This is a genomic window from Nostoc sp. FACHB-892, assembly GCF_014698795.1.
GTDB lineage: Bacteria > Cyanobacteriota > Cyanobacteriia > Cyanobacteriales > Nostocaceae > Nostoc.
Genome location: NZ_JACJTR010000037.1, coordinates 42140 through 66588 on the forward strand (window position 1 = coordinate 42140; position 24449 = coordinate 66588).

23 protein-coding genes are annotated in these 24449 nt (G+C 40.0%); 12 read left to right on the top strand and 11 right to left on the bottom strand.

Annotated features, from left to right (window positions below):
- Window positions 1-131 precede the first annotated feature (131 nt).
- Entirely contained in the window at window positions 132-581 is a 450-nt protein-coding gene (locus H6G96_RS30905; RefSeq protein WP_190916732.1) for a VOC family protein, read from the top strand.
- 111 nt (window positions 582-692) lie between these two features.
- Window positions 693-821: a hypothetical protein gene (locus H6G96_RS42520; protein ID WP_277932989.1), complete on the top strand. Its 129-nt coding sequence runs from the start codon at window positions 693-695 to the stop codon at window positions 819-821.
- A gap of 192 nt (window positions 822-1013) precedes the next feature.
- Here H6G96_RS42520 and H6G96_RS30915 read toward each other — a convergent pair whose 3' ends face one another.
- Window positions 1014-1631, bottom strand: a complete 618-nt coding sequence (locus H6G96_RS30915) for a LuxR C-terminal-related transcriptional regulator (RefSeq protein WP_190916734.1) — start codon at window positions 1629-1631, stop codon at window positions 1014-1016.
- A gap of 510 nt (window positions 1632-2141) precedes the next feature.
- Window positions 2142-3011, bottom strand: a complete 870-nt coding sequence (locus H6G96_RS30920; RefSeq protein WP_190916736.1) for a hypothetical protein — start codon at window positions 3009-3011, stop codon at window positions 2142-2144.
- 326 nt (window positions 3012-3337) lie between these two features.
- Between H6G96_RS30920 and H6G96_RS30925 the strand changes: the two genes are divergently transcribed.
- The 6 genes from H6G96_RS30925 (at window position 3338) to H6G96_RS30950 (ending at window position 9787) form a co-directional block, all read left to right on the top strand.
- Window positions 3338-3757, top strand: coding sequence for an AraC family transcriptional regulator (locus tag H6G96_RS30925; protein WP_190916738.1), 420 nt, complete (start codon window positions 3338-3340; stop codon window positions 3755-3757).
- 141 nt (window positions 3758-3898) lie between these two features.
- Window positions 3899-5380 (top strand): cache domain-containing protein, encoded by a 1482-nt coding sequence (locus H6G96_RS30930; protein WP_190916740.1) that lies wholly within the window; start codon window positions 3899-3901, stop codon window positions 5378-5380.
- A 28-nt stretch (window positions 5381-5408) separates the two neighbouring features.
- Window positions 5409-6200, top strand: coding sequence for a MinD/ParA family protein (locus H6G96_RS30935; RefSeq protein ID WP_190916742.1), 792 nt, complete (start codon window positions 5409-5411; stop codon window positions 6198-6200).
- A gap of 72 nt (window positions 6201-6272) precedes the next feature.
- Window positions 6273-7367, top strand: a complete 1095-nt coding sequence (locus tag H6G96_RS30940; RefSeq protein ID WP_190916744.1) for a cyclic nucleotide-binding domain-containing protein — start codon at window positions 6273-6275, stop codon at window positions 7365-7367.
- Between the two features lie 27 nt (window positions 7368-7394).
- On the top strand, window positions 7395-7952 hold the full coding sequence (locus H6G96_RS30945) for a hypothetical protein (RefSeq protein WP_190916746.1): 558 nt from the start codon (window positions 7395-7397) through the stop codon (window positions 7950-7952).
- A 389-nt stretch (window positions 7953-8341) separates the two neighbouring features.
- Entirely contained in the window at window positions 8342-9787 is a 1446-nt protein-coding gene (locus H6G96_RS30950; protein WP_190916748.1) for an MBL fold metallo-hydrolase, read from the top strand.
- A 306-nt stretch (window positions 9788-10093) separates the two neighbouring features.
- On the opposite strand, the gene H6G96_RS30955 is transcribed toward H6G96_RS30950, so the two are convergent.
- On the bottom strand, window positions 10094-11086 hold the full coding sequence (locus tag H6G96_RS30955; RefSeq protein WP_190916750.1) for a Nif11-like leader peptide family natural product precursor: 993 nt from the start codon (window positions 11084-11086) through the stop codon (window positions 10094-10096).
- 263 nt (window positions 11087-11349) lie between these two features.
- Window positions 11350-11640 carry a Nif11-like leader peptide family natural product precursor gene (locus H6G96_RS30960; RefSeq protein WP_199339804.1) on the bottom strand — a complete coding sequence of 97 codons (291 nt, stop codon included), beginning with the start codon at window positions 11638-11640 and terminating at the stop codon, window positions 11350-11352.
- 494 nt (window positions 11641-12134) lie between these two features.
- On the opposite strand from H6G96_RS30960, the gene H6G96_RS30965 reads away from it, so the two are divergent.
- The 4 genes from H6G96_RS30965 (at window position 12135) to H6G96_RS30980 (ending at window position 19293) form a co-directional block, all read left to right on the top strand.
- Window positions 12135-13586, top strand: a complete 1452-nt coding sequence (locus H6G96_RS30965) for an NHLP bacteriocin system secretion protein (protein WP_190916751.1) — start codon at window positions 12135-12137, stop codon at window positions 13584-13586.
- Window positions 13573-15825, top strand: coding sequence for an NHLP family bacteriocin export ABC transporter peptidase/permease/ATPase subunit (locus H6G96_RS30970; RefSeq protein WP_190916753.1), 2253 nt, complete (start codon window positions 13573-13575; stop codon window positions 15823-15825). The genes H6G96_RS30965 and H6G96_RS30970 overlap by 14 nt, the downstream gene beginning before the upstream one ends.
- A 57-nt stretch (window positions 15826-15882) precedes the next feature.
- Window positions 15883-18774: an NHLP bacteriocin export ABC transporter permease/ATPase subunit gene (locus H6G96_RS30975; RefSeq protein ID WP_190916755.1), complete on the top strand. Its 2892-nt coding sequence runs from the start codon at window positions 15883-15885 to the stop codon at window positions 18772-18774.
- 123 nt (window positions 18775-18897) lie between these two features.
- Window positions 18898-19293, top strand: a complete 396-nt coding sequence (locus H6G96_RS30980; RefSeq protein ID WP_242063460.1) for a response regulator — start codon at window positions 18898-18900, stop codon at window positions 19291-19293.
- 93 nt (window positions 19294-19386) lie between these two features.
- Here H6G96_RS30980 and H6G96_RS30985 read toward each other — a convergent pair whose 3' ends face one another.
- The 7 genes from H6G96_RS30985 to H6G96_RS31015 form a co-directional block, all read right to left on the bottom strand.
- Window positions 19387-19947 (bottom strand): WGR domain-containing protein, encoded by a 561-nt coding sequence (locus tag H6G96_RS30985; RefSeq protein ID WP_190916757.1) that lies wholly within the window; start codon window positions 19945-19947, stop codon window positions 19387-19389.
- Between the two features lie 13 nt (window positions 19948-19960).
- A complete protein-coding gene (locus tag H6G96_RS30990; protein WP_100904470.1) occupies window positions 19961-20308 on the bottom strand; it encodes a hypothetical protein in 348 nt (115 codons plus the stop codon).
- Between the two features lie 95 nt (window positions 20309-20403).
- Complete coding sequence (locus H6G96_RS30995) at window positions 20404-22026, bottom strand: AAA family ATPase (protein ID WP_190916759.1); 1623 nt, start codon at window positions 22024-22026, stop codon at window positions 20404-20406.
- A gap of 90 nt (window positions 22027-22116) precedes the next feature.
- Window positions 22117-22323 carry a DUF2997 domain-containing protein gene (locus H6G96_RS31000; protein WP_190916761.1) on the bottom strand — a complete coding sequence of 69 codons (207 nt, stop codon included), beginning with the start codon at window positions 22321-22323 and terminating at the stop codon, window positions 22117-22119.
- Window positions 22324-22325: 2 nt separating this feature from the next.
- Window positions 22326-22775 (bottom strand): DUF1257 domain-containing protein, encoded by a 450-nt coding sequence (locus tag H6G96_RS31005; protein WP_190916763.1) that lies wholly within the window; start codon window positions 22773-22775, stop codon window positions 22326-22328.
- A 128-nt stretch (window positions 22776-22903) separates the two neighbouring features.
- Window positions 22904-23977: a hypothetical protein gene (locus tag H6G96_RS31010; RefSeq protein WP_190916765.1), complete on the bottom strand. Its 1074-nt coding sequence runs from the start codon at window positions 23975-23977 to the stop codon at window positions 22904-22906.
- 167 nt (window positions 23978-24144) lie between these two features.
- The coding region (locus H6G96_RS31015) for a hypothetical protein (RefSeq protein WP_347242296.1) at window positions 24145-24449 on the bottom strand (305 nt) is incomplete at its 5' end.

Sequence of the window (24449 nt, forward strand, 5' to 3'; positions counted from 1 at the left end):
AATCCTGAAGCATTATTTGTTCAAGCTTCATGGTGCGGCATTTTTAATGCTAAGAAAGTGCCAGAAGTTCCTAGACAGCTTGATTATGACTCTGTATAATACATTTGTTCTGCATAATAAATGCAACAATTATGGCAGTCAAATCAATCCCTGATGGATATCATACTGTTACGCCATACCTTGTTGTGCAAGGAGCCGCAACCCTAATTGAGTTTCTCACTTCAGCATTTGAAGCAAAAGAAATTCGTCGTACTCTACATCCGCAAGGTGGCATCATAAATGCCGAAGTGAGAATTGGTGACTCAGTAGTAATGGTGAGCGAAGCAAGGGATGAATTTAAGCCAATGCCAAGTTCAATTTACCTATATGTTGAGAATACCGACGCAACTTACAACCGTGCGCTTCAAGCAGGCGGGGCTTCAATCATGAAGCCAGAAGATCAGTTTTACGGCGATCGCAATGCGGGGATAAAAGATCCGAGCGGAAATCATTGGTGGATTGCGACTCACCAAGAAGACATCTCACCTGAACTAATAGAAAAACGATTGAAAAGCTTGTTTGCTAGCAAAGAGAAAGTATAACTAGATAATGGTCGTATAAGTCCGTCGTCGCTCGGTCTAAGGCTAGACCTTGACGGATGGAGAAGCTGAAGATGCTGAAAATGGCAGAACAATTGCGCGAAAATCCAGGAGATGATTTTCTTGCAGGAGTGTTGGGCTGACGATCCTGCTTTGCAGATTGTGATGAAGAAGTTGCTGGCGAAGTTTCCACAGTGGGGGGTTGCGATCGTGGATGGGGTGTTGGTTAAGTGGAAGGATTAACGATGCCGAACGCCTTCTTCTTTCCGATACCTCTCAACGTTTGCACCTTTTTTGCAACAATTTTTATACAAAGTTGCACAAAAAAATTAAGTAACTCAAGGCTGAGGGAGATTAAGAATCATTCTTCATGTACTCCCCCGCCCCTTCATTTTTAAATGCTATTTCAGAACGCAACCTACTATCAGGAGAGCATCAATCAGCCGTAATACCTGAAGTTGTAAGAGCAGAGCAAAGTAAGCGATCAATTTCTGCTATATCAGGATCAAAAGTTTGGTCGTTCATAGCTGATTGAGCAACGTTTCCAGATTGACTACTTGCCGATGTTTGTTCTTGTATTGTGCGTAACTGGTGTAAACGATTAACTAGTGAAGAACAGCGGTAAACCATAGCAGAGCGACTATCTACTTTTAACTTAATAAAAATCCGGCGTAAGTGAGCAGAAACAGTCCACTCACTGATTTGAAGTTGGTTAGCAACTTTTTTATTAGATGAACCTAAACCAACCAGAGCAGCAATTTGCAACTCTCGTCCTGTTAAAATACTAATTAGGCTAGGATCTATAACTTCTGGTGTGTTCTGAGTTTTTACAATTGCATAGTGATTTCCATCAGCTTCAAAATGCCCAACTACAGAAAACGAAATAGTGTCAATAATAACCTCTGAAGTAAACTGTTGGCTATTTTCTGTAGGCGATTCAACTGCAATAATAAGAAAACCAGAGTTTTTTATAAAAAACTTACTAATGACATAGGAATCTGAGACTAAGTTTCCAGCAAAAATACTAGAAGTTTGATCAACGTGTCCTTGCATAATTTTCTTAACTCTAAATTTAGGTATTAAGGGCTTGAGGCTGATATGTACCTAACAGGCTGAATGGTCTATAGATGAGAAGATATGCAGAAACTTTTTTGATCAGGAACTTAATGTTTTTGGAATCTAGATGACGTATGAAGAAAACCGTTTTAAAGTTTTTCCAACCCCCGATGTTTTTATGATTTATGCTTATCCCTGCTATTTTTAGGTTAATACAGCACATTTTTGGTTCTTATGCACAGTCATAAAGATGTACAGAAGAATCCAAAGGCGTGATCTAAAAACATAAAAACTGCGGGAAAACAAATGTATTAATAATCAGGTTGCCTAAAAATAAGACTGGATAGTTGCTTCAAGATTTTCCGTAACAAGTAAGAATACTGACACTATACACTATAGCTTAACAGCTTGATCAAGTTAAAAGCATGATGTAATTAAAATTTAAGATTTCAGTTTGAATAGTTAAAACTTTTACATGTCATTAATAAGAAATATTATTGTATACAACTATACTAAATACCAAAAACCTCTAGCACCTATCCAAGGTTTATTTTGCAATTTTGGACTGTCTGCCCTATTTTCAGTTAAGTCAGATGGGGTAAATGGTAAATTTTGGGATAATACATTAGCTTTTGGAGATTCTGGTACGAACAGATGCAAAACTGTTAAGTGTAATCCTGCCCAAAGAAACTTGATAGTACCAGTAGAAACCAGTAATTGTCGCAAATAATCGCGCTCTACTGAGACAAAAGAATCTTTAGGTGTGAGAACTTGACAAGAGATGCCCCAAAAATGTAGAGCTTTGCAAATTTCTGGAGGAAGGTTTTTTTCAAAATCTGCTTTTTGTTGATAAGTCAGAATGAAAGCAGAACCTAAACTTGCAGCCAGCGCTATGGTATCGCGGAAGGCAAGCGGTAAAATGTAGTCTATAGTTTGAGACTCGTCAAGTTGACTATCGAGGGATTTTGTAAGCGCTTCCCATTGCCAAAAGATTTCTAGATTTTTATTTTTTGGGAGGAGAGATTCTCTAAGGCTATCTCCTAGCCAAAATAAATTAAGTCTTGCTAAGTCATTCTCCATACGGAATTGTTCCCATCTCTTAAGTGACCAAAGGGTTTCCTCCAGTGCAACACGTTCTTGCTTGGATGTTCTATAAGAGTTAATTCCTTTTGGAGTAATTAATTCTGGATGCTGTAAGTAAAAGGAAGAACTGTCAAGTATATGCCAAAGTTCTCGTACTACCCATAACTCCATCACTTCTCCTAACTGTTGAATTAGAGGGACTCCGTGGACAGAGAGAGCTAAGGCTGGGTCAATAATGCATATCTGAGGTTGGGAAAGAGGGGAATTGGTTTTGGGTAAGAGATCGTACTTCATTACATTTGGCTATATTATTAGCATTTTGATGATTTTAATGTGTATCCCAGCCGTATTTACTCTCTGGGAAGAAAGATTGTTTAATTTAGTGCTTACAAGATAAATCAGAAAGCTTTTAAATACAATGCATAAAATTTGGATTTCGACTACTAGTTAAAATTAACTAGGTATAAAAGCTTAGTTAAAATGGGTGACTTGCAAAAAGTATGAAACAGTAATATCACTATAGAGAAAGTATTTTTTGTTCACTCTCAAGAAAGTCAACAGATTTTTTAGTGAATTCGATCAATTTAGGGATCATCACTGCTTAAACCAAAAAAGCATTTATGAACAAGCATTGCACTCCTGATTTTCAGATAGTTGCAGAACAAGCCCTTGCCAATACTGCTAGTTCACCAGATAGTTTACTAACGATATTTCCTAGTAATCCTCAACTGAGCCAGGTCTTTCAATTTATTGAGGCAAATTATAATCAACCAATTAGCTTATCTGACGTAGCTGTTGCAGTTGGTTACTGCGCGGCTTATTTGACCGACTTAGTACGACGCAATACAGGATATACAGTGAATGATTGGATTATTGAACGTCGAATGGTAGCAGCACGCGCTCTACTGTTAGAGACTGATCAATGTGTAAGTCAAGTTGCTCAAGCAGTTGGTTATCAGCATGAAGGTTACTTTTTTCGCCAATTCCGCCGACATCATGGGATTACACCTAAAGCTTTTAGAAAGACCCAACGCAGCTAGAGTAGTAGCAACCATTAGTGTTAATTGGAGTAAAGCAATAAAGCTTTAAATCCATTTAATTTAGCATATTTAACTTTCAACTTGTAAAGTCTAATCCTTGGATCAAAATATTACACTTTAAAGCTGACAAGCATTTTTCAAATGAAGCATTTTCATCGGTTATTTAATCCACTCGCTTGGTCAATCGCTGCTAAAATTTCGGTAGCATTGGTTTGCGCTGTGCTAGTACCGATGATCTTCACTGCCTACTACAATCTGCAACAGAGCTTAGGCAGTGTAGAGGCTGGCGAATACCGCAAACTGGAACTGTTAGCTAGTAGTAGTGCTAGTCGCTTTGACCAGTTAATTATTGACCATCATCGTGTGGTTGCCCAAGTCAGTAGTGATCCTCATGTGATAGATTTTCTCGCTGCTGATACATCAGAAAAGCGAGAAAGTTACCACCCCAATCTGCAACTGACACTACAAAAGATTTTCCGCTCTCATCCAGACATTGATAGTGTCTTGCTGATGGATAGAAAGGGCCAGTGCGTTGCTGCCACAGATTCAAAGTTAATTGGTCAAAACTACTCCGCTATCCAAAAGGACTTTTACGGGTTTAGCGTCTTGGTGGACGAAACAACCGAAAGTCCAGGAATGTTTTTCTCGCAACCCGTGCGATCACCTGATGGGGAGATTGTGGGAACCACCCTACTCAATGTTCGGGGAGAAAATATTTGGACAACTATTAATGCTAATGCCTTAGATATAGGCTTTCAGAGCAATGCCTTCTTGATTGACCAACAGGGAATAGTCATTAGCCACTCCGATCCATCTGTTTCAAATCATAACCTGCTTCCACTGTCAGATAAGACGCTAAAGCCGATTGTTCAGAACAAACGCTACGGTGCGGATCGAGTTCAGAGTTTGGACATTCCCGACTTTAAGGTAATGTTAAAAGCTACGCAGTCTGGACACGCCACTTATCAGTTGCCGCGATCACAGTCGCAAATAGTCGGCTTTGCACCCTTAGCAACCCAACCTTGGGTATTGGGAGTCAGTCAACCCAAAGCAGACTTTGCCGCTCCTTTGAATCGTCTGGTTTGGCTCAATGGCAGTAGCGTGTTATTTGTTGGGGTTATTACGGCAATTATCGCGCTGCTTTTTGGGCTAAGTATTTCTCGACCGATTCACGCTCTTACCACCGTGGCCCAAGCATTAGAAGATGATAATTTTGATTCTCATGTACTAGAACTACATCAAAATTTAGCTCAGTTCGGTCATCACCAAGATGATATTGGTCAATTAGTACGTGTTTTCTTAAAGATGGCTGAAGAAGTCAGGCTGCGAGATCATCAGTTGAAAATTGAAGTCCAAGAACTTCAGATTGAGATCGATGAGGCTAAAAGAGTCAGCCAAGTTATGGAAATTACCCAAAATGAACATTTTGAACAGCTACAAAAAAAGATTCAAACACTCAGAGAAAACGAAGTAACAAAAGCCGAAACTGAGGCAGAATACTACGAGCGATTGCAAACTCAGGTGCAGTCTTTAAAAGAGCGACCGCGCAATGGTGAGGCATTGAGTTTATTAGTTAATACTGATGTTACAAGTGAGGGAGAAATAATAACTTCTAACTCCTGACTTTTAATTCTCGACAATGAGGTTACTTATGGCACAAATTATCGCTGTTCATTCCTTTCGTGGCGGTACTGGTAAATCAAATATAATTGCCAATATAGCAGCTACTATGACGTTGCAAGGACAACGTGTAGGTATTATCGATACTGATATCCAATCGCCAGGAATTCATATTATTTTTGGTTTGAAAGAGGACAAAATACAACTTACTCTCAATGATTATTTATGGGGGCGCTGTAATATCAAAGAGACTGCTTATGATGTCACTGATACTTTAATTGCAGAGCAAGAAAATACAAGCACAGTTAAGGGCAGCCTTTATCTGATCCCTTCTAGTATTAAAGCTGCTGAAATTTCCAGGGTTTTACGTGAAGGGTATGATGTTATCCGGCTCAACGATGGTTTTCAGTCACTTATCCGTAACCTGAAATTGGACTATTTATTAATTGATACTCACCCTGGACTGAATGAAGAAACCTTAGTTTCTATTGGTATTTCTAATGTTTTACTAATTATTCTTCGTCCAGATAGTCAAGACTTTCAGGGAACTGCTGTGACAATAGATGTAGCTCGGAAACTGAAAGCAGCAAAAATAGTGCTAATCCTTAATAAAGTTTTACCGTCCTTGAATTTTGCAGATTTGAAACAACAGGTAGAAAAAATTTATGATGTCCCCGTAGCCGGGATTCTACCGCTTTCAGAAGACATGGTGCAGTTGGGTAGCAAAGGTCTTTTTTGTTTGCGTTACTCCCAACATACCATTACTCAGACAATTAAAGGAATTACAGAGCAGATTGCTGGTCTAGTTGTAAGTCATTGGTAGCAAAATTATTTATCGCATCTTTGTGGCTTGTTTTTCTTACTAAACCTTATCAAATAAGAAAAGAACTTACTTATGACAGAAGTTTTACTTAAAGAATTAACTAAGATTGACATCGATTGGATGATTGATACAGGACATCAGAGAGAAATAGCTGCTGGTACTATTCTGATTGAAGAAGGAAAAGTAGCTAACTTCCTGTATATATTACTAAATGGAATCTTAAAAGTTACAATCTCTCAATCAGATAGCAATCCTCTAGCTCGTGCTTTTGCAGCCATCGAAGGTAATGAAATCTTAGGTCGAGAAATTGCAAGATTATCTAGTGGCGAGGTAGTGGGAGAAATCCCCTTTGTAGATACTCGCCTCACAGCTACTACTATTCAGGCTGTAGAAAAGTCACTAGTGATGTCAATTCCCCAACAGAAGTTGGCAGCAAAATTGCAGCAAGACATTGGTTTTGCTTCACGATTTTATCGGGCGATCGCTATTATGCTTTCAGATAGAATCCAAAACATTATCAATCAACTTAGTCGTAGTAACTTAGCACAAGGTCAACCTTTGAGAGATGTGCTGTTTGTGTTGGGAGAATTACATGATAGTGACATCGATTGGATGATGAGTTGTGGAACTCAGGAAAAAATTCCTGTTAATACCACACTCATCCATGAACGAGGGACTGTAGATGCACTCTATATTCTTTTAGATGGAGCAATGTCTCTTTCTATTGCTGAAAATGAGCGTAATCCTTTAGCTCGTGCTTTTGCTGCAATCGAGGGGGGTGAAGTTTCTGCTAGAGAAATAGCCAGATTAGCGAAAGGCGAAATTATCGGTGAAACACCCTTCATTGATGGTCGCCTACCTTCTGCAACTGTTAAGGCAATTGAAGACTCGCTCGTATTGTCAATTTCTCGACAGCAAATGGCAGCAAAGTTACAGCAAGATGTAGGATTTGCATCTCGTTTTTATCGTGCAATCACTATTTTACTTTCTCAGAGATTACAAGCAACACTGAGTCAGCTTGGTTATGGTAAGCGGGTTTATAGTCAAGGTTTGTCGTTAGCTGAAAATCTGGAATATGAGGATGAGTTGAATGATAGCGTTTTAGATAGTGTGGCGATCGCAGGTAAAAAATTTAATTGGATGTTGGAGAAGTTAACAGTAAGTTAAATTCCTGGGTATAGGGTCTAATCCACTTTGCATATTTCTTACAAGCATTTAAAAGCTATGCTACAAACAATAAATTCTCAAGTAGAAATTCGCAATAAGTTTAAGGGGACAGAAGAATTAAAGCCTGCTGTTATTAACGCAGATATACAGCAAGATTTTCAGAATACAGGATATTCTCCAAGCCCAATCAGTAAGCAACAGTTAGCTACGGACGTTGATAGCATTCTGAAGGACTGTGTTTATCATAAAAAAGGCATGAATCCAAAAATTTTTTGTCGTCGCTGGTTTGGGCTGGAAGCTATCGATGATAATGGGCGAACTCGCTATACAGAAAAACTAATTTTAGCGATGGAGTCTGAACATGGTTATAGGGAAAAGTGTATCAACTTGATAGCAAGATTATTAAAAATTAAACCCAATACTGTTCATCGTTGGGGGAAAGGAGTTGAATTTGACAAAATTCCTCTAGATAAGCGAGAGCAATACGAAACTTATCTTGGTTATGTTGACACCATAAGGGTCATGACTTTAAGCATTGCTGGAATCAATAAAGATTTGTTACCGAAAATTTTACACTCCTTATAATTTAAGGATTTTGTTCATAAGTCTTTAGAAGATTGTAATAAGAAAAGCTAAACACTGTATACCATACAGGAAACTCTTGAACCAGATTAAATAGAGTTTTATATTGAACTGAATGATTGATAAGAAATCAGCTTTTTATCTTTGGGTTTTTAGGGTAAGTAAAAACTTATATAGAGAAATAAAATTCATTAAAGATAATAACTTAAGCTCTAAGGAAGTAATTGTTGGAAAGCACAAAGGCTCAAGTCTAAACTTGTAGTCATTTATATATGTTATCTAGAAAATAATCCCAGGTTTTGGGTTTTATAAAAATTTCTAATAAGGTGTGGCTTAATATTTCCCGTTGCTTTGTACTTGCACTAAAAACTTATTAAAAATAGGGGTGAACTATGGAAATACAAATGATTGGACATGCTTCGATATTTGTGGAAACGCAAGATTGCAAAATTCTCATGGACCCTGTGCTATGGTCTCCATATCTTCAAGGGATAGAAGATGTATATCCAAAGCGGGAAGTAATTCATGAACTACTTCCAGATTTTGATTTGCTAATTATATCGCATTGGCATTCGGATCACTTTGATATTCGCTCCCTTGCCCATCTACCAAAGACAGTTGATGTCTTAATTCCTCAAGATAAAGTTTTAAAAAACTGTCTCATCAAATTAGGATATTCACAAATTTATACTGTGGAAGATTTTAGTGAAGTTAAGATTGGCTCCACTAGCATTCTCGCAACTCGCTCGGAAAACCGAGTTCCTGAATTTGGCATAGTATTTTCTGATTTATCAGGGGTTTTTTGGAATCAGGTAGACTCAAACGTCAGTTTAGATACAATTCGTTTTGTAAAATCTCGTTATCCCCAAATTGACTTTTTATTAGCACCCTGGCAACCAATGTTAGAGACTAATTACCAATATAATAAGAGTCTGTCTTTCCCTTACTCTTCATACAACAAGTGTCTTAAAAACATCAGTATGATTCAACCAAAGGCGATTGCCCCTGGAGCCAATGGCTTCAAAAAAATCAATGGTTCATCTTGGCTGAACAAGATTGTATTTCCAGTAACGCGAGAACAATTTTGTAAAGATGTAAGGATGGTTTACCCAGAAGTAGGAGAAAACGTATTTTCTCTCGAACCTGGTGATATCTTGGTCTTTAAAAATAATGAATTTAGACATATGAAAGAAATATGTCAATTTGTCAATAAGCTTGAGGATGATAGAGATATTTTAGATTTTTCACCTGTGAATATAGATGGTAATATAATTGACGATAATCCAGATAATTACAATCTTGATGAGATGAGGGAGGCAATAGAAGAAGAAGTTTTATTTAATTTTCCAAAATTTATTCAAGAAAAAAAATATTCGTTGTTTTTAGAACATTGTCACTGGAAAGTAATTTATCAGCTAGAGATAGTTTTTCCTAATTGTTCTCGCAGATGGTCGTTTGATTTTTCTGAAAAAAATATTTCCGTCCAAGCAGGCAGAAATCCTTTTGCTAATTTATTTACTCTTATTACAGCCTCAAGTTTTTACAGTCTTTTAAAGAGATTTAGAGGATGGGAATATGTTGCTTTAAGCGGTTATCATCGACGTTTTCAAAAAATTTACGTAGTAACGCCGCATGGAATTATTCAACCTGATGAAAAGGAAATAGAAGAACCTATTAGTCTCAGATTTTCTAACAAAGATATTTTCGAGACTGTTCAGTATCAAGAAGTAGAAAAATGGAAGCAGTCTAATGAAAACTCAGCCGCAAATGAAAGCAAAACTTTCATGATGAAGGTAGGAAATACTCTGGTTAGGCTAGTGAAAGAAGAGAAGAATTGAGAAGTGAAGAATTTTAACAAAAATGCATTAGTGCAGGTTGGCAGAAATAATTATTACGAGCGTACTATTTGAGTACGTTCGTATTTTTTAACTTCGGGATAGAACAGGATTTGAAGATTTATTTTCTAAGCTAAAGGTTGAACTAAGTAGGTGGGCGCTAAAAGATACAACTAGATTAAGAAATGTAAATCGCTTAAAAGCTTATATTGAAAGCGTTTCTGGCGCTTTACATAAGTTTACACAGTTCGGTTTAATTGTGCCTACCTACTTAAACGGTTTTTGTCAAATGCTTAGGCTGCAATTTTCTTAGTTTTTTACGCATAGTTTAATCTTTTGCATCCAGTTATCAGGAACATGAAATCCATAACTCCATCGATTAGCTTTTGTCCCATTGACTATGCAATGCCAAAATAACTGCTCTGGCTGCTTTTCAATTTTAAAAAACCTAACCAACTTTGGTTTATCTACAAGAGTTATTAACTCCTTTGTTTCAGGATGCATATAACGAAAAAATGATTTGCCATTTGCTGCCAATTCAGGCTGATCGAAGTCAATCAAGTACATTCTCCAGCCAACACAATCTTCATTAGTATGCCAGAGTCTATAAGCATTTGGGGGATACCAAAAACTGCCAGTAAGTTTTACATCAGCCCCAAAAAAGTTCTTCAAAGTTCTTACTATTCTGACTTTACACTGAAAATAATCTTCATAAAGCTTATCCTCTACATAGTTATCTAAATTTATTAAATGAGAACTACGATGAGCAAGATATCTAGATTCTAGGAACTTTATATCTACATTAGTGTTTTGTCTCATAATTTTGTCATATTGAGCCTGGAATTCTGCCGAAGCTGGAGAGATAGAAGCAAAATTAAAATCATCAAATCGAAAAGCTTGATTAAAAAGACATAAATCTACTGCATCTAGCTTAATCTTGATTTTTTCTAATTCATTTTCTAATATCTCAAATCCTTGAATATCTTGCAGATTAAATTCATAACAGTAATTTAATGAAGTCGAATTATCTTGACTAAGCTCAAGAGAAGGCAATGCAATTGTTTGTCCAGATTTTGATTGGCTTCCCTGTTGACAATACTGATTAATGCCGAACATTTGCTCTTTGACAATTTTATTTTTTAACTCATCTGCTGCTTGCTTAACTGCTTCAAATTCTTCTCGTGTAAATACAAAGCCTTTTTTATAACCAATTTTTATAATTTCTTTATAATTTGTTACAGCCATTAATTCTTGTTTAACTTCTTCATTTTTAAAAAGTTGTGCAACAGCTTTTTTTGACATTTTTACCTCCAAATTAGTTAAGCAATTTCAGTACTAGCGTTTGCTTATGAACTCAGTTTAATAAAAAAATAGAAGCTGATAAAGCGCGATACTACTAAAAAAAATATAGTGTTTTTTTAGGAAAAATACTATATGCGTAAGTAATAAGTGAGCTTAGATTGGATGAAGAATCCTCATCCATAAAAATGGAATAGCTCACTTTTTACTATTGTATTTTCAGCACTTATTCTGCCGTAGCTCTGCCGTTAATTTTGTTCTAAGTACTATGCGTGTGTATGAATATGTGTGCCGTCGGGAAGGTCAACATCTTGATGGTATACCGCTCCTGCTACAGCTAGTAACTCCTCCTCAGATAGCTCATCTTCTGCAATAGCGTCTTGCATAGCAATTTCCCATTCTGACTCAGTGAATTCATAACCTTTCTCAGATGCAATCTGGATTACTGTCGCAGAACTGTTAGCAGCCTTGAGCCTTTCTTGTAGTTCATCATCGTTCTTAGAAAATTCATAAAATTCTTTTGCTTTTTCTTTAGACATGGTTTGAATTAGCCACATATCGCACCAACCTCTTTAGGCTGGCGAGGAAGTTTAGCGGCTGTATTTATTACTTCCTAATTACATTATTAATAATAAAGTGAGTACCAACTTTACTAAAGAGTTTCCTGTATGGCATACAGTAGTTTTTTTATTAAACAATCCAAGGCTGTTTTAGCGAGATATAGAGTTTGAGTCAAAGATAAGAGTATCTTGCCAGCTTTTTGATACATAGCTCATCCAATCCAATAATTTACTGTATGCCATACAGTAAATTATTGAAACACCTTCGTATCAGCTTTATTCTAAAAATTATTGATTATTTGTCGGATTTGAATAATCCCTGTCCGATATCTTGTAGGTTAGGGAGCAGAAAGCCCCTAATGCTCATGGCTATGATCTGAATCATTACGATTTTTTAAGGAGATTTACTGGGGAAAACCAAATTAAATTCTATGATAAACGATCCAAACAACTACAATATTTAAGACTAATTTTTGTGGTGCTAGATTACCTTGAATTTTAAATCAAAAACGCGGCTATTTCGACAGGAGTCACTGAAGCGTCTGTCTTCTCCTGAAAGATTAGATCAACTCATGCAGGTGGTCAGCCCTAGAAGCTGGCTACCGCTTGTTGCTTTAGGTTCGATTGTGGGGGTAGCTGTTATCTGGAGCATTTATGGACGCATTCCTATCACCTTTGAGGGTCGAGGTGTATTGATTTATCCAAGCAATGTTGTACCATTGCAATCAAAAAGTGCAGGGCAGTTAATAGCTCTCAATATTAAAGTTGGAGATGTCATTAAAAAAGGGCAAGTATTAGCAACTATTGACCAAGCTGAACTCCGCAAGCAACTGCAACAACAGCGAGTTAAGCTGACAGAACTAGAATCACAAGACAAAGCTGTTGGTTCATTGCAAGGGCAAAGGCTGCAACAAGAGGAGCGATCGCAACAACAACAACGTTATTATCTTCAACAACGTATACTAGAACTGCAAACCATCACACCTCTGTTAAAAACCAAAGGCAACACCTCTATTGCACAACAACGCCAAGGCTTACAGGAACGTCTACGACAAGCCCAAGCTTTGACTCCTGTTTTTCTCCAGAGAGTGGAAATCCGCAGACAGCTATTCAAGAAAGAAGGTGCAATTTCTGGGGATGAGGCACTCAAGGCAGAACAAGAATACCTAGAGAACTTGGAAAAAATTGCAGACATCAAAAATCAACTCAAAGAACTAGATTTGAAGGAGACAGAAACAGAAAAAGATTATCGTCAAAACCTCAGCACCATCTCTGACTTACAAGCTCAAGTCAAAGAATTGGATAGCAAACAGGCTTCTGTGGCTCAACAAGACTTAGAAGATGCCACTACCCGCAAAAAAGAGATTCAAGAAGTCAAACGAGAAATTTCCCAACTGGAACTGCAACTAGGAAACAATAGCCAAATTATTAGTCAATATAGCGGACGCATTTTAGAAATCACGCTCACACCAGGACAAGTTGTTAGTGCTGGTACACGCTTGGCAACTGTTGAGGCGGAGAACCCTAAAAGCAAGTTAGTTAGTGTTACTTATTTCCCTGTATCAGAAGGTAAGAAAATTAAAGCAGGGATGACAATCCAAATTACTCCTCAAACTGTGAAACGAGAACGATTTGGCGGTATCGTTGCAAATGTTACTAATATCTCGCGCTTTCCAATTACAAAGGAAGCAGCCGCGTCGGAAGTGGGTAATGCAGAGGTGGTGGAAGGTCTAGTATCTCAACAAAAAGAAGGTCTGATACAAGTATTCTCTGATTTAGAGATAGATTCCAGCACCCCAAGCGGCTATAAATGGTCTTCTTCCACAGGGCCAAAACTGCCTGTTTCTTCTGGAACTACTACTGTTGCGCGAGTCAAGGTAGAAGAACGCGCACCAATCACCTTTGTTTTGCCTATCTTGAGGTCTGTTAGTGGTATCTACTAAATCTACCTTAGTAACACTGTTTAATCCTTGGCAGTACTTACAAAAATTACTGCCGAGCAGAAGCACACGGGTAAAAACACCCACTCTTCTACAGATGGAAGCAGTGGAATGTGGGGCTGCTGCTTTAGGAATTATTCTAGGTTACTACGGTCGGATTGTGCCTTTAGCACAACTGCGTCAAGAATGTGGAGTTTCCCGCGATGGCAGTAAAGCATCTAACATGGTAAAGGCTGCTAGAAACTATGGGCTAGAGGCGAAAGGTTTTAAAAAAGAACTCAAGCAACTGCAAGAACTGCGCCCCCCTTATATTGTCTTTTGGAACTTCAACCACTTCCTTGTAGTAGAAGGATGGAGCAAGCAACGGGTTTATATCAATGACCCTGGCACAGGTCCACGTCATGTATCTCTACAGGAATTTGACGAAGGGTACACTGGAGTGGTGCTAGTAATGGAACCAAGCACTGGGTTTACAAAAGGTGGTCGCAAACCCAGCATGGTTCTATCCTTATGGTCACGGCTACAAGGTTCAGGTGAAGCCTTGCTTTACTGCATAATAGCAGGATTTTTCTTGACTATTGTTGGGTTAGTTATACCTGTATTTAGTCAAGTGTTTGTAGATGAGATATTGGTAGAGGGACGTCAGTTATGGTTACGTCCTTTGCTGTTGGCAATGGCTCTTGCTGCTATACTCCAAGGATCGCTAACTTTACTACGGTTACGCTACCTGCGGCGCTTGAAAATCAAATTAGCTGTGGGTATGTCCAGCCGCTTCCTGTGGCATATCCTCCGCTTACCTGTTAGCTTTTACGCTCAACGATTTAGCGGAGAAATCAGTAATCGTACTACTCTCAATGACCAAGTAGCTGATGTTCTGGCAGGACAATTAGCAACTACAATCATCGATACATTTATGGTGTTTTTTTACGCCCTGGTCATGGTGCAATATGACTGGGTGCTGACCTTAATTGTAGTTAGCTTTGCTGCGGTGAATGTCTTAATTTTGCAACTAATTTCTCGTCAACGTGTAGACGCGAATCAACGATTGATTCAAGAATATGGGAAAGCTGCTGGTGTATCTATTGCTGCGCTTCAAAGTATAGAAACACTCAAAGCATCAGGGTTAGAGTCAGATTTCTTTTCCCGGTGGTCAGGTTATTACACTAAAGCTCTTAATTCCCAGCAGGAATTAGGGGTGACAAACCAGACATTCTCGGTATTACCCACGCTTTTATCCGCCCTTTCTTCGATGTTGTTGTTGGTTGTCGGTGGATTACGGGTTATGGATGGACATCTCAGCATCGGAATGCTTATAGCGTTTCAAGGTTTGATGCTTAACTTTCAGCAGCCTGTTAACAATCTGGTCAACTTTGGTACAACTCTTCAAGAACTTGAGGGGAATTTAATTCGCCTTGATGATGTGCTGGATAATCCGATTGGGAAGGTAGGGGAGGCAGGGGGCAGGGGGCAGGGGGCATGGGGAGTAAATTCTTCTTCATCTGCTTATCTTGTTCCCAAGTTGCAGGGATATGTGGAGTTGCAGAATATTACGTTTGGCTATAGTCGTCTGGAAGCGCCACTAATTGAAAACTTTAACCTGTCAATTAAGCCGGGACAACGAGTAGCTTTGGTAGGTGGAAGCGGTTCTGGGAAATCTACCGTTGCTAAACTTATAAGCGGACTTTATCAACCTTGGGCGGGAGAAGTTTACTTTGATGGTAAATCTAGAGAGCAGATTCCCCAACAACTGCTTACAAATTCTGTTGCAATGGTGGAGCAGGAAATTTTGTTGTTTGGCGGCACGGTTAGAGATAATTTAACTCTGTGGGATACTACTGTACCAGATAAAAGTCTGATGCGGGCATGTCTTGATGCAGCGATCGCAGATGTAATTCTCTCTATGTCTGGTGGATTAGATGCCAAACTCATAGAAGGTGCTGCTAATTTAAGTGGCGGACAGCGACAACGCTTAGAAATCGCTCGTGCTTTAGTAAATAATCCCTCAATCCTGATTATGGATGAAGCCACCAGCGCTCTAGATGCAGAAACAGAACAAATCATCGACCAGAATCTCCGCCGCCGGGGATGTACCTGCATCATTGTCGCTCATCGATTAAGCACTATCCGCGACTGCGATCAAATCATCGTTTTAGAACGCGGAAAGGTAGTACAACTTGGCACTCACAAAGAATTATGGCAAGTGGATGGTGCATATTCGCGCTTGCTGGGAACTGAAGGATAGAGACGGTGAGCAGTAAATTATCATAAAACATTTAAAAATCTAAACCTAAAATCTAAAATGCTAATACAGGGGCAAGTTTATATAGTTAATGGCAATGAACCGATTCTACTGGATGACCCTTCACGGGTGTGGATAATTCAGTCTGGCTCTATGGCTTTGTTTGCCGTCACAGTTAAAGATGGTGTAATCGAAGGGATGCGCCGTTATCTGTGCAGTATTAGTCAAGGAGAGGCACTTTTTGGAACTGCTGCTAATTCTGCTAATCAACACCGTCAGATTTTGGCAGTACCCACTGGAGAGACTGAATTACTACAAGTACATCAGGAATGTTACCGAGAGTTAGTAGCCAGTGGAGATATTAGGGCGATCGCCTGGATAGAAAATTGGCTGTTACAAATCGGTAATGTATTGTCCCACGTTACCACCCCAACAATTCATGTAAAAGCTAAGGGACAATCACGATTTTCCCTAAACAATGGTCAGACTTTTCAGCCAGAAGCAAATGTCACTTGTTGGGTACAGCTGACTCAAGGGACTGTCCGCTTTCTGGGGTTTGAGGAACTGATTTTAACCACAGCCACCACAACTTTTCCTGTCACTGACAGAATGTGGTTAGAAGCATTGGAGGGGGTACAACTTACTACTAAAACCACTAGCGAATTCCAAAATCCAGATATTTTTCTGGCTGGATTATCTCAACTACACACTCAACTCCTACAATGCCTTAACCTGTTAGATGAGCGGGAAGTACAGGCAGAGATGACACGATTGCGCGATCGCCAACGCCTCAATCGTCAAGTCACAGCCCAGGCTATAGGGGAGCTAGCATCAACATTAAGTTCCCAAGACGGAGACTTTTTCAATGAAGGCACTCCTTTATTGGTTGCTGCTGGAGCTGTTGGCAGGGCAATGGGCGTAAACATTCGTCCCCCGTCTCGTTCTGAAGACCTCAAGCGAGTTAAAGAGCCATTGTCAGCAATTGTCCGGGCTTCACGCATCCGAATGCGGCAGGTACTGTTGCGAGATAATTGGTGGGAAAAGGATTCTGGGCCAATAGTTGCCTATACCCAGCAAGATAATCGACCAGTAGCACTGCTACCAATTAGTGCAACTCGTTATGAAATTTTTGACCCAGTTGAGCATACCCGCTTTCGAGTGGATGAGCGTATAGCAGCAACACTGGCTCCTGTTGCCTATATGTTTTATCGCTCTTTACCTGATAAGGTACTGCAAGCTGTTGATATACTGCGGTTCACACTTAAAGGACGCAAGCAGGATCTACTAGTAATTTTGTTTACGGGCATTGCTGTCACCATACTAGGGATGATTACACCCTATGCCACTGCGATTATTGTAGACAATGCAATTCCTGATAGTGACAAAGGATTATTACTACAAATAGGATTGGGGCTACTTGTTGCAGCCTTGGGGACAGGACTATTTGGGCTAACTCAGGGATTTGCTCTGCTGCGGATTGAAACAGGTGGAGATGCCGCCACTCAAGCTGGTGTTTGGGATCGGCTGCTCTCCTTACCAGTATCTTTTTTCCGACAGTACACAACCGGAGACATTTTCTCCCGCGTATCATCGGTGAGTACGATCAGTCGGCGACTGAGTGGGAGGACCCTAATCAATCTCCTTACCAGTCTGTTCGCGCTGTTTTACTTGGGACAGTTATTTTATTACAACTACCAATTAGCTTTGATTGCTGTTGCATTTGCCATAGTTACAATCGCTGTGACTACAGCCTCTGGTTTACTCTTGCTATCTAAGGTGCGTCCTCTATTGGAACTGCGGGGCAGTATTTTTGGGCAAACAGTCCAGCTAATTAATGGCATTTCTAAGTTACATATTGCCGGGGCAGAAGAACGTGCATTTGCAGCTTGGAGTAAAAATTATACTCGACAAATTAAGCTAGAGCTTAGTACACAACGGGTTGAAGATGCTGTTGCGCTTTTCAATACAGTAATGCCTATACTAACTTCGGGAGTTCTTTTCTGGTTTACTATTAGGCTTCTGGAAAATCCTCCAACTTCAGGAGCTAGTGAACTATCCCTTGGAACTTTTCTCGCTTTCAACGCCGCTTTTAGTAACTTTACTAGGGGAACCACAAACCTGAGCAATACTGTTACAGAAATCCTGCAAGTTCTTCCCCAATGGCAACGCACCCAGCCTATTCTCTCGACTATACCAGAAGTGGATCTGTACAAAGCCGATCCTGGCAGACTTATCGGTAATATTAATTTAGAACATATTACTTTTCGCTACCGTAGTGATGCCCCGCTGACGCTGGATGATGTAAGTATCTCTGCTGCTCCTGGTGAGTTTATTGCTCTGATAGGTGGTTCAGGTAGCGGAAAGTCAACTATTTTGCGATTACTACTGGGATTTGAAACTCCAATTGCAGGTAGCATCTACTACGATGGTCAAGACTTATCTGGGTTAGATGTAGATGCGGTACGGCGGCAGTTGGGTGTTGTTTTACAAAGTGGTCAGCTAAATTCAGCCTCCATTTTCGAGAATATTGCCGGTGGCGCTCAAATTACTTTAGATGAAGCTTGGGAGGCGGCGCGGATGTCGGGGTTTGCTGAGGATATCACCGCCATGCCAATGCAAATGCATACTGTTGTGAGTGAAGGAGGTGGTAATCTTTCTGGAGGGCAACGACAACGGTTATTGATTGCCCGCGCTCTAGCATTAAAACCTCGCATTTTGTTATTTGATGAGGCTACCAGTGCGCTTGATAACAGAACCCAGGCGATTGTTAGTGAAAGTTTAGATAATTTACAAGTTACCAGAATTGCGATCGCTCATCGACTTAGTACCATTCGTAATGCTCACCGCATTTATGTACTCCAGGGAGGCCGGGTTGTACAACAAGGAACTTTTCAAGAACTAGCTGCTGTTGATGGGCTATTTGCCCAGTTAATGGCTCGGCAAATGGCGTAGTTACTTGAGATTTGCTTCCAGTGAAGTTTAGGCATGGAAAGTACTTTTAATCCGTACCTAAATGGTGCTAATAAAAGCCAAAATATTTATATTTAAGCAGTTTATATTTGCATAGTTGAGTAAATGATGAAAAAATTTTTAGTAATAGAAGATGAGCCACAAACACGAGAGATATTAATAGAGGGTTTAGAAGCAGAAGGTTTCAATGTTATTAGTGCAGAAAACGGTCACATTGGTATTAATCAAGTAAAAGAGCATTTACCTGACTTAGTTATTTGTGACATTATGATGCCAGAGTTAGATGGTTACGGAGTTCTCACTACATTGCGTCAAAATCCCATAACAGCAAATATTCCCTTGATTTTTCTTACAGCTAAAGCTAGCGAGGCAGAACAGTACTATGGCATAGAAATAGGAGCAAATGGCTATCTTAATAAACCTTGTACAGTAGAGGATTTATTGAGGGTGATTACCAACGTCTCGGACTTATATAAGGAGCAAACTGTAATTAGTGCTTAAAATTAATGTTTGTGGCTGATTAGTCATGATTTTAATCAATTCCTTGAAAAAAAAAGAGCATGGCTAGCTTTTTGCCAGTCACGCTCTTGAACCTTATAAATGTCGCCAGAAGTTCTTACTGATAGTCTTGAGACTGACTACCTTGGGTTCTGCTGTCGCTTCAGGGGCATGACCAACAGCCACCACAGCAACTTGTGGTGCAGGTGTCGCTAACAGAGAATTGAGTAACTCTTGTTGATAGTCAATATCTGCTACTGTGCGGTAAACTCTGTGATAATCTATCTGCATCCCCAAAGGCGTAGGGACAATTTTCAGATATTCATTTAGAGCGCTAATGTAGCCATCGTGAAAAATTCTACTAGCAATACAAGGACGGATAATATTCAACAATTGAATAGCTCGTCTAATGTCTGCAACACTGCGGCTAGCATCAATCTCTGGCTGACTTTCGCTATAGCCTTTAGCTTTCTTTTCTGCTACTAAATTATGAAATTTAGCAATGGCTCTTTGATAACTGACTAATTGGTGAACTTTGGTTTGCGCTTGATAACCAACTCGCCCCCACTGGACTGTCAAATTCCCATCTTCGACTTTAGCAAACCAGAATTTATTGCTGTTTCGGATAGCATCAACAAAGACTAAATAGATCTCCATGTTTCTTACCCTGTCAATTCACGGCTTGACGGGCATTGCCCCATCGAATTTGATGCTGTAAAGCTTCAAGTAACGTTTCCGCTTCCAGAGTTGTTAGTCCATTTAAAACAGAGCAGACATCATACAAATCCTGGGGAATAGAATCAGGAATTACTAGCTCACATAAAGCATCTTCAAGGGCTGTAGAAACTGGATATTCAGTTGGGGTGTACTCTTGTTGCATAACAATGTATGTAGAGAGAGTTACTCGTAATAACAGTTTGGTTTCTCTATCTAACTTTTCTAAGTGTGCGCCGTAGTTATCAACCAGTTGGTTAATCAAGTCTGTTTGCCCGTAATAAGTAACTAAATCTGTCGTCATTTTTCTTTGCCTTATTAACTATTAAAAGTTTGCTGTCAATTACAAAAAAAAAGAGTGATTGCCCCTCTATGATTAAGGAGCAACCGCAATTAATATCAATTTAGGTTTCTGTATTTGGCAGTCCTGAGAGATTGAGTTTTCACTGCAACCACAGGACTGCTAGCCCGTCGTGCAGTAGATGCCCAACTTTGCATCCGCTCAACCGCCGCCGCGTCCTGAATCGCAAGCGGGGTAATGGTTTGGCGACAGGTTTCCAGATCAGCAAGCGTTACCTGCTGCGGTCGCCCTTCATCGAATGCCAGCAGAGCAGCTTCCGAAGCAAGCGTTTCCAGTTCTGCGCCAGAGAATTTTGTGGTATTGGCTGCGATCGCCTCCAAATACTCCGATTCCAGATGAATGCCAAAACGTTGCAGATGAATCCCCAGAATCTGGACTCGCTCTGGTTCTGTGGGAAGATCAACAAAGAAGTTTTCATCAAATCTTCCCTTCCTCTTTAGTTCACTTGGTAACGCAGATGGGTCATTGCAAGTTGCCACAACAAATACACCACACTGTGATTCGGACATGAATGTAAGGATATTGCCCAGAATCCTCTGTGAGACTCCACTCGTGTCACCAGTCCCCGAAAGTGCTTTTTCTATCTCGTCCACCCACAATATGCAAGGGGCGATCGCCTCGGCAGTTTTCAAAGCCCGTCTGACATTCCCCTCAGACTCACCGACCAGACTGCCCAAGAGGGACGCAATGTCTAGCTGTAGGAGTGGTAAATTGAGAATATTAGCGATGTTTTTAGCTAATAAAGTTTTCCCAGTACCGGGCGGCCCTGCAAGCAACACACCTTTTGGCTGAGGCAAGGAAAGCTCACGCGCCTCTTGTGTGAACAGCCGCCGCCGTCGATTGAGCCACTCACGCAACAAATCCAATCCTCCAAAGGAGATGCTAGCAGGCTTGCCCAATTCAATACCCATTTGAGACAACAGCCGAGTTTTATACTCGACTGCTTGGGGTATGAAATGACTATCAATTAAAATCCCATCTGATGTTAGGTTATGTTTAACAGTTAACCGCAGGAAGTCGCTAATCTCCTCCAGGGTTAATCCCAGGGCAGCACGAGAAAGAGATTCAATTTCATTTTTATTAAGGGAAATAGTAAAAGTCAATTCCTGTTCAATAGCTGACTGTTGTAGGTCATGCAAATAAGAATTGATATGCTCAAGTATTTGCTCAACTCCTGGTAAAGGAATTTCACAATAAGGGATTAAGCGTACAAGTGACTCATGTAATTGAATGTTTTGACCCAGCAACACAATGCGTTTATCAGTCGGTTTAAGACGATGGTAGAGATTTTTTACCTTGCTAACCACCTCCCAAGATAACGAAGGCGAATTCTTACCAATAAACGAGTGAATGTCACCTAAGATGAAGATTCCATCAGCACTAAAATTCGCAATGTAATCAAACACATATAACAATGGGTCAGCGTGTTGTGGTCTTTTGTACTCTGCAACTGGCTTAAACACCAATCCTCCATCTGCTGCGATTAAACATTGCTCTAAGGTTGATACTCCCAGATTCCAGAAGAACACAGGACTTGAAAGCTTATTGTTAGCTTCAGCAGTCAGCCACTGAATAATCGTCGCTTCATCAGGAGACAGAACATCAACCGCAGCAATGGGGATTTGTGAATCTAGTGTGGAGAGCAGATTTGAGAGTTTCATGTCAATTATTCAAATATTTCACTTATGAAATGGCGAAGCCTTTATGATCAGCAGTTACCAGCCGAGTTAAGACTGGTAACTGATGACTGATTACTGACGCAAACGTATTTGACTGCTGTTCGTAGTCCGAAGTTGTTGGGTTTGCGCTTCATCCTTGTAAGTGCGATCGCCCACAACTCCAAGTGCTTCTTCAAATGGTTGCGTAGCTGATAAGCAACTCAAGCCCTCGAATCCCTCAGCCTCCACTCGAACTTCACCTGTAGCATTGTCGAAATGAATCAAAACTGAACGTTCCATATTTATCTCCTCACGTACTGTTTAACTTCTTGATGTCCAGCAAAAGTCAGCCGTAGAGTTTGCGTACTTCCGTTGGTTTCTTCGGCAATACTGCATTCTCCAAATTGCTCTTGTAACTCGGCAGCTTTAGCTCTCACCATCCGTTGTCCGTAAGCCAACATCAACTTGTTACTAAAGAAGTCTTGTCCCAACTTCGGAACTGTTTCATAACTATCGTGTATTACCTCGTACACACCGCTTGACTGATTCCACTTGAATCCGATGTCTGCACGAGCTTTTATGGTGCGACCAGAAACTATAATTTCAGCAGTTTGACCTTGAGAGCCACCGTAGTATCCTTTTAGTGACTGTGCTGTTTCGTGAACTTGCGGATTCAGTTTCAAATCTTGTAAAGCTTGTACTAGACATTCACGGTTAGCAAGCTTGGTTTTAACTGTTGAGAAATGTGACATTTTTAGCTCCAAGGCTTTCAAATTGGTTTGAGAAATACTAGGGGTGCGATATTCTTTTTGGGTTATTCTGGAAACTACGTATTAAATCCATTAGTCTTGAGCGATATACCCTCGCCCAAGACTGTTTTTTACCTAAACTTGAAAGACATGACCGTAGCTTTCGACAATCCCACGTCGCCAGTCGCAAGTGATTGTAGATTGCGTTGTTCATCCAGCAACTTGGCGCGGATAGAATCCATCTTTTGCTGCAATTGACTGCGCGTATCAGAACCAAGATTTTTAGACTCAATCGCTGGATCGTTAACGATAGAATCTAAGTGTGCCATCATCGCCTCCAAGCTACTGCCTGCCTCCGGTGAAGCGTTTGCCAACAGCACTTGAACCTTCATCAGATGACGCTCCATCTTCTTTTTAAACTGTATGGGTTTCCTCCCTGGTTCCCAATCAGCCAACTCTTCAAGCAATTGGGCGGCAAGTTGTTCACCACCTGCCAGGGCTGATTCCCGTAGCCTTTGCTCCAGATTTTTGTCATACTGTTGGATGAACTTGGTAATCTGGTCAAGACATTCGGCTTGTTGCTGATTGAGTTGTTCAGAAAGGGCAGGAATAATTACCGGACGACCAATAACGACTTGCAAATAGTCTTCAAGGTCGGTCAGAATTGGAAATGCTCTTAGCAAGTTGGCTTTTACAGATTCTTGCTTATCCTGCGATAATTTCCAAGTATGGAGTGAGAGAAACTGGTCAATTCGGTCTTGATAATCAAGCAACCCAGCTTCATAATCAGCTTTTAACTGATTACGCAATCCAGGGGCGATATTATCTCTGATATTAAGCAGTTGCCTCCAAACGAGTGGAGCTAAATCAATCGGACAGACCCAATCACCAGTATCAGCAGACATCCATTCTTGAACTGAAGCAATCTCTTGCCTCAATTGTGCGGCAGCTTCATCTAACTTCTTAAATACCTTAATACCTCGCAAACCGACTTCGGAATTTGTGACTTTCACAAGGTCTGATTCAATTTCAGAGACTTCAGCTTTTAAGACATCTGCCCATTTAGGTGCGGCAGACTTTGTACTTTTCTTTAGCTGAATGCGAAACCGAATACGGGTTTTATTTAACTGTGAGAAATTGTGGCGCTCGACTACTGCATCAGTTAGGAAATTTGTAGCGATAATGTTGTCGATTGCTTGTACCATGATTATTCACCTCAATCATTATTTTTCACTTTCAATTCAGCGAAGCTTTCTTTGTGAGTATTTCTCAACTTGTGAATGTCTGTAGTAGCTTTATAGATTACTTTTGCAGAGCTATTTTGTAACCTAATGTGTCTTTTGATGACTGGTGGTTTATGTATAGACATGGCTTAAAATAGCTGAAGTTGCTGTGAATTATCCTGTACCGCAGGCTTTTGATAAACCATGCCTTCGACCTCATAACAGCGAGTCATGAGTTTGTTTCGATTTAATCGAAAGCTGGCTTTTTTTCTTTGATTTGGTAGAGGTAGAAATAGATACTGTGGATGTTGTATAGTACCTTCATCACCCAAGTATCGACAATGTGTACCATTAATTTGGTAAACTTTTGATGAGCTTAATAGTGTCGCGTCATACACTTTAATTAAATTTGTTTCCATCTGATTAGTATTGAAGTAGAGTGTGCGATAATCTT

Coding starts and splice junctions, on each gene's coding strand:
- H6G96_RS30915 (WP_190916734.1), bottom strand. CDS start 1,631: ATGCAAGGACACGTTGATCAAACTTCTAGTATTTTTGCTGGAAACTTA.
- H6G96_RS30920 (WP_190916736.1), bottom strand. CDS start 3,011: ATGAAGTACGATCTCTTACCCAAAACCAATTCCCCTCTTTCCCAACCT.
- H6G96_RS30905 (WP_190916732.1), top strand. CDS start 132: ATGGCAGTCAAATCAATCCCTGATGGATATCATACTGTTACGCCATAC.
- H6G96_RS42520 (WP_277932989.1), top strand. CDS start 693: ATGATTTTCTTGCAGGAGTGTTGGGCTGACGATCCTGCTTTGCAGATT.
- H6G96_RS31005 (WP_190916763.1), bottom strand. CDS start 22,775: ATGTCACATTTCTCAACAGTTAAAACCAAGCTTGCTAACCGTGAATGT.
- H6G96_RS31000 (WP_190916761.1), bottom strand. CDS start 22,323: ATGGAACGTTCAGTTTTGATTCATTTCGACAATGCTACAGGTGAAGTT.
- H6G96_RS30940 (WP_190916744.1), top strand. CDS start 6,273: ATGACAGAAGTTTTACTTAAAGAATTAACTAAGATTGACATCGATTGG.
- H6G96_RS30925 (WP_190916738.1), top strand. CDS start 3,338: ATGAACAAGCATTGCACTCCTGATTTTCAGATAGTTGCAGAACAAGCC.
- H6G96_RS30975 (WP_190916755.1), top strand. CDS start 15,883: ATGCTAATACAGGGGCAAGTTTATATAGTTAATGGCAATGAACCGATT.
- H6G96_RS30995 (WP_190916759.1), bottom strand. CDS start 22,026: ATGAAACTCTCAAATCTGCTCTCCACACTAGATTCACAAATCCCCATT.
- H6G96_RS30980 (WP_242063460.1), top strand. CDS start 18,898: ATGATGAAAAAATTTTTAGTAATAGAAGATGAGCCACAAACACGAGAG.
- H6G96_RS30960 (WP_199339804.1), bottom strand. CDS start 11,640: ATGTGGCTAATTCAAACCATGTCTAAAGAAAAAGCAAAAGAATTTTAT.
- H6G96_RS30955 (WP_190916750.1), bottom strand. CDS start 11,086: ATGTCAAAAAAAGCTGTTGCACAACTTTTTAAAAATGAAGAAGTTAAA.
- H6G96_RS30935 (WP_190916742.1), top strand. CDS start 5,409: ATGGCACAAATTATCGCTGTTCATTCCTTTCGTGGCGGTACTGGTAAA.
- H6G96_RS30985 (WP_190916757.1), bottom strand. CDS start 19,947: ATGGAGATCTATTTAGTCTTTGTTGATGCTATCCGAAACAGCAATAAA.
- H6G96_RS30930 (WP_190916740.1), top strand. CDS start 3,899: ATGAAGCATTTTCATCGGTTATTTAATCCACTCGCTTGGTCAATCGCT.
- H6G96_RS30990 (WP_100904470.1), bottom strand. CDS start 20,308: ATGACGACAGATTTAGTTACTTATTACGGGCAAACAGACTTGATTAAC.
- H6G96_RS31010 (WP_190916765.1), bottom strand. CDS start 23,977: ATGGTACAAGCAATCGACAACATTATCGCTACAAATTTCCTAACTGAT.
- H6G96_RS30950 (WP_190916748.1), top strand. CDS start 8,342: ATGGAAATACAAATGATTGGACATGCTTCGATATTTGTGGAAACGCAA.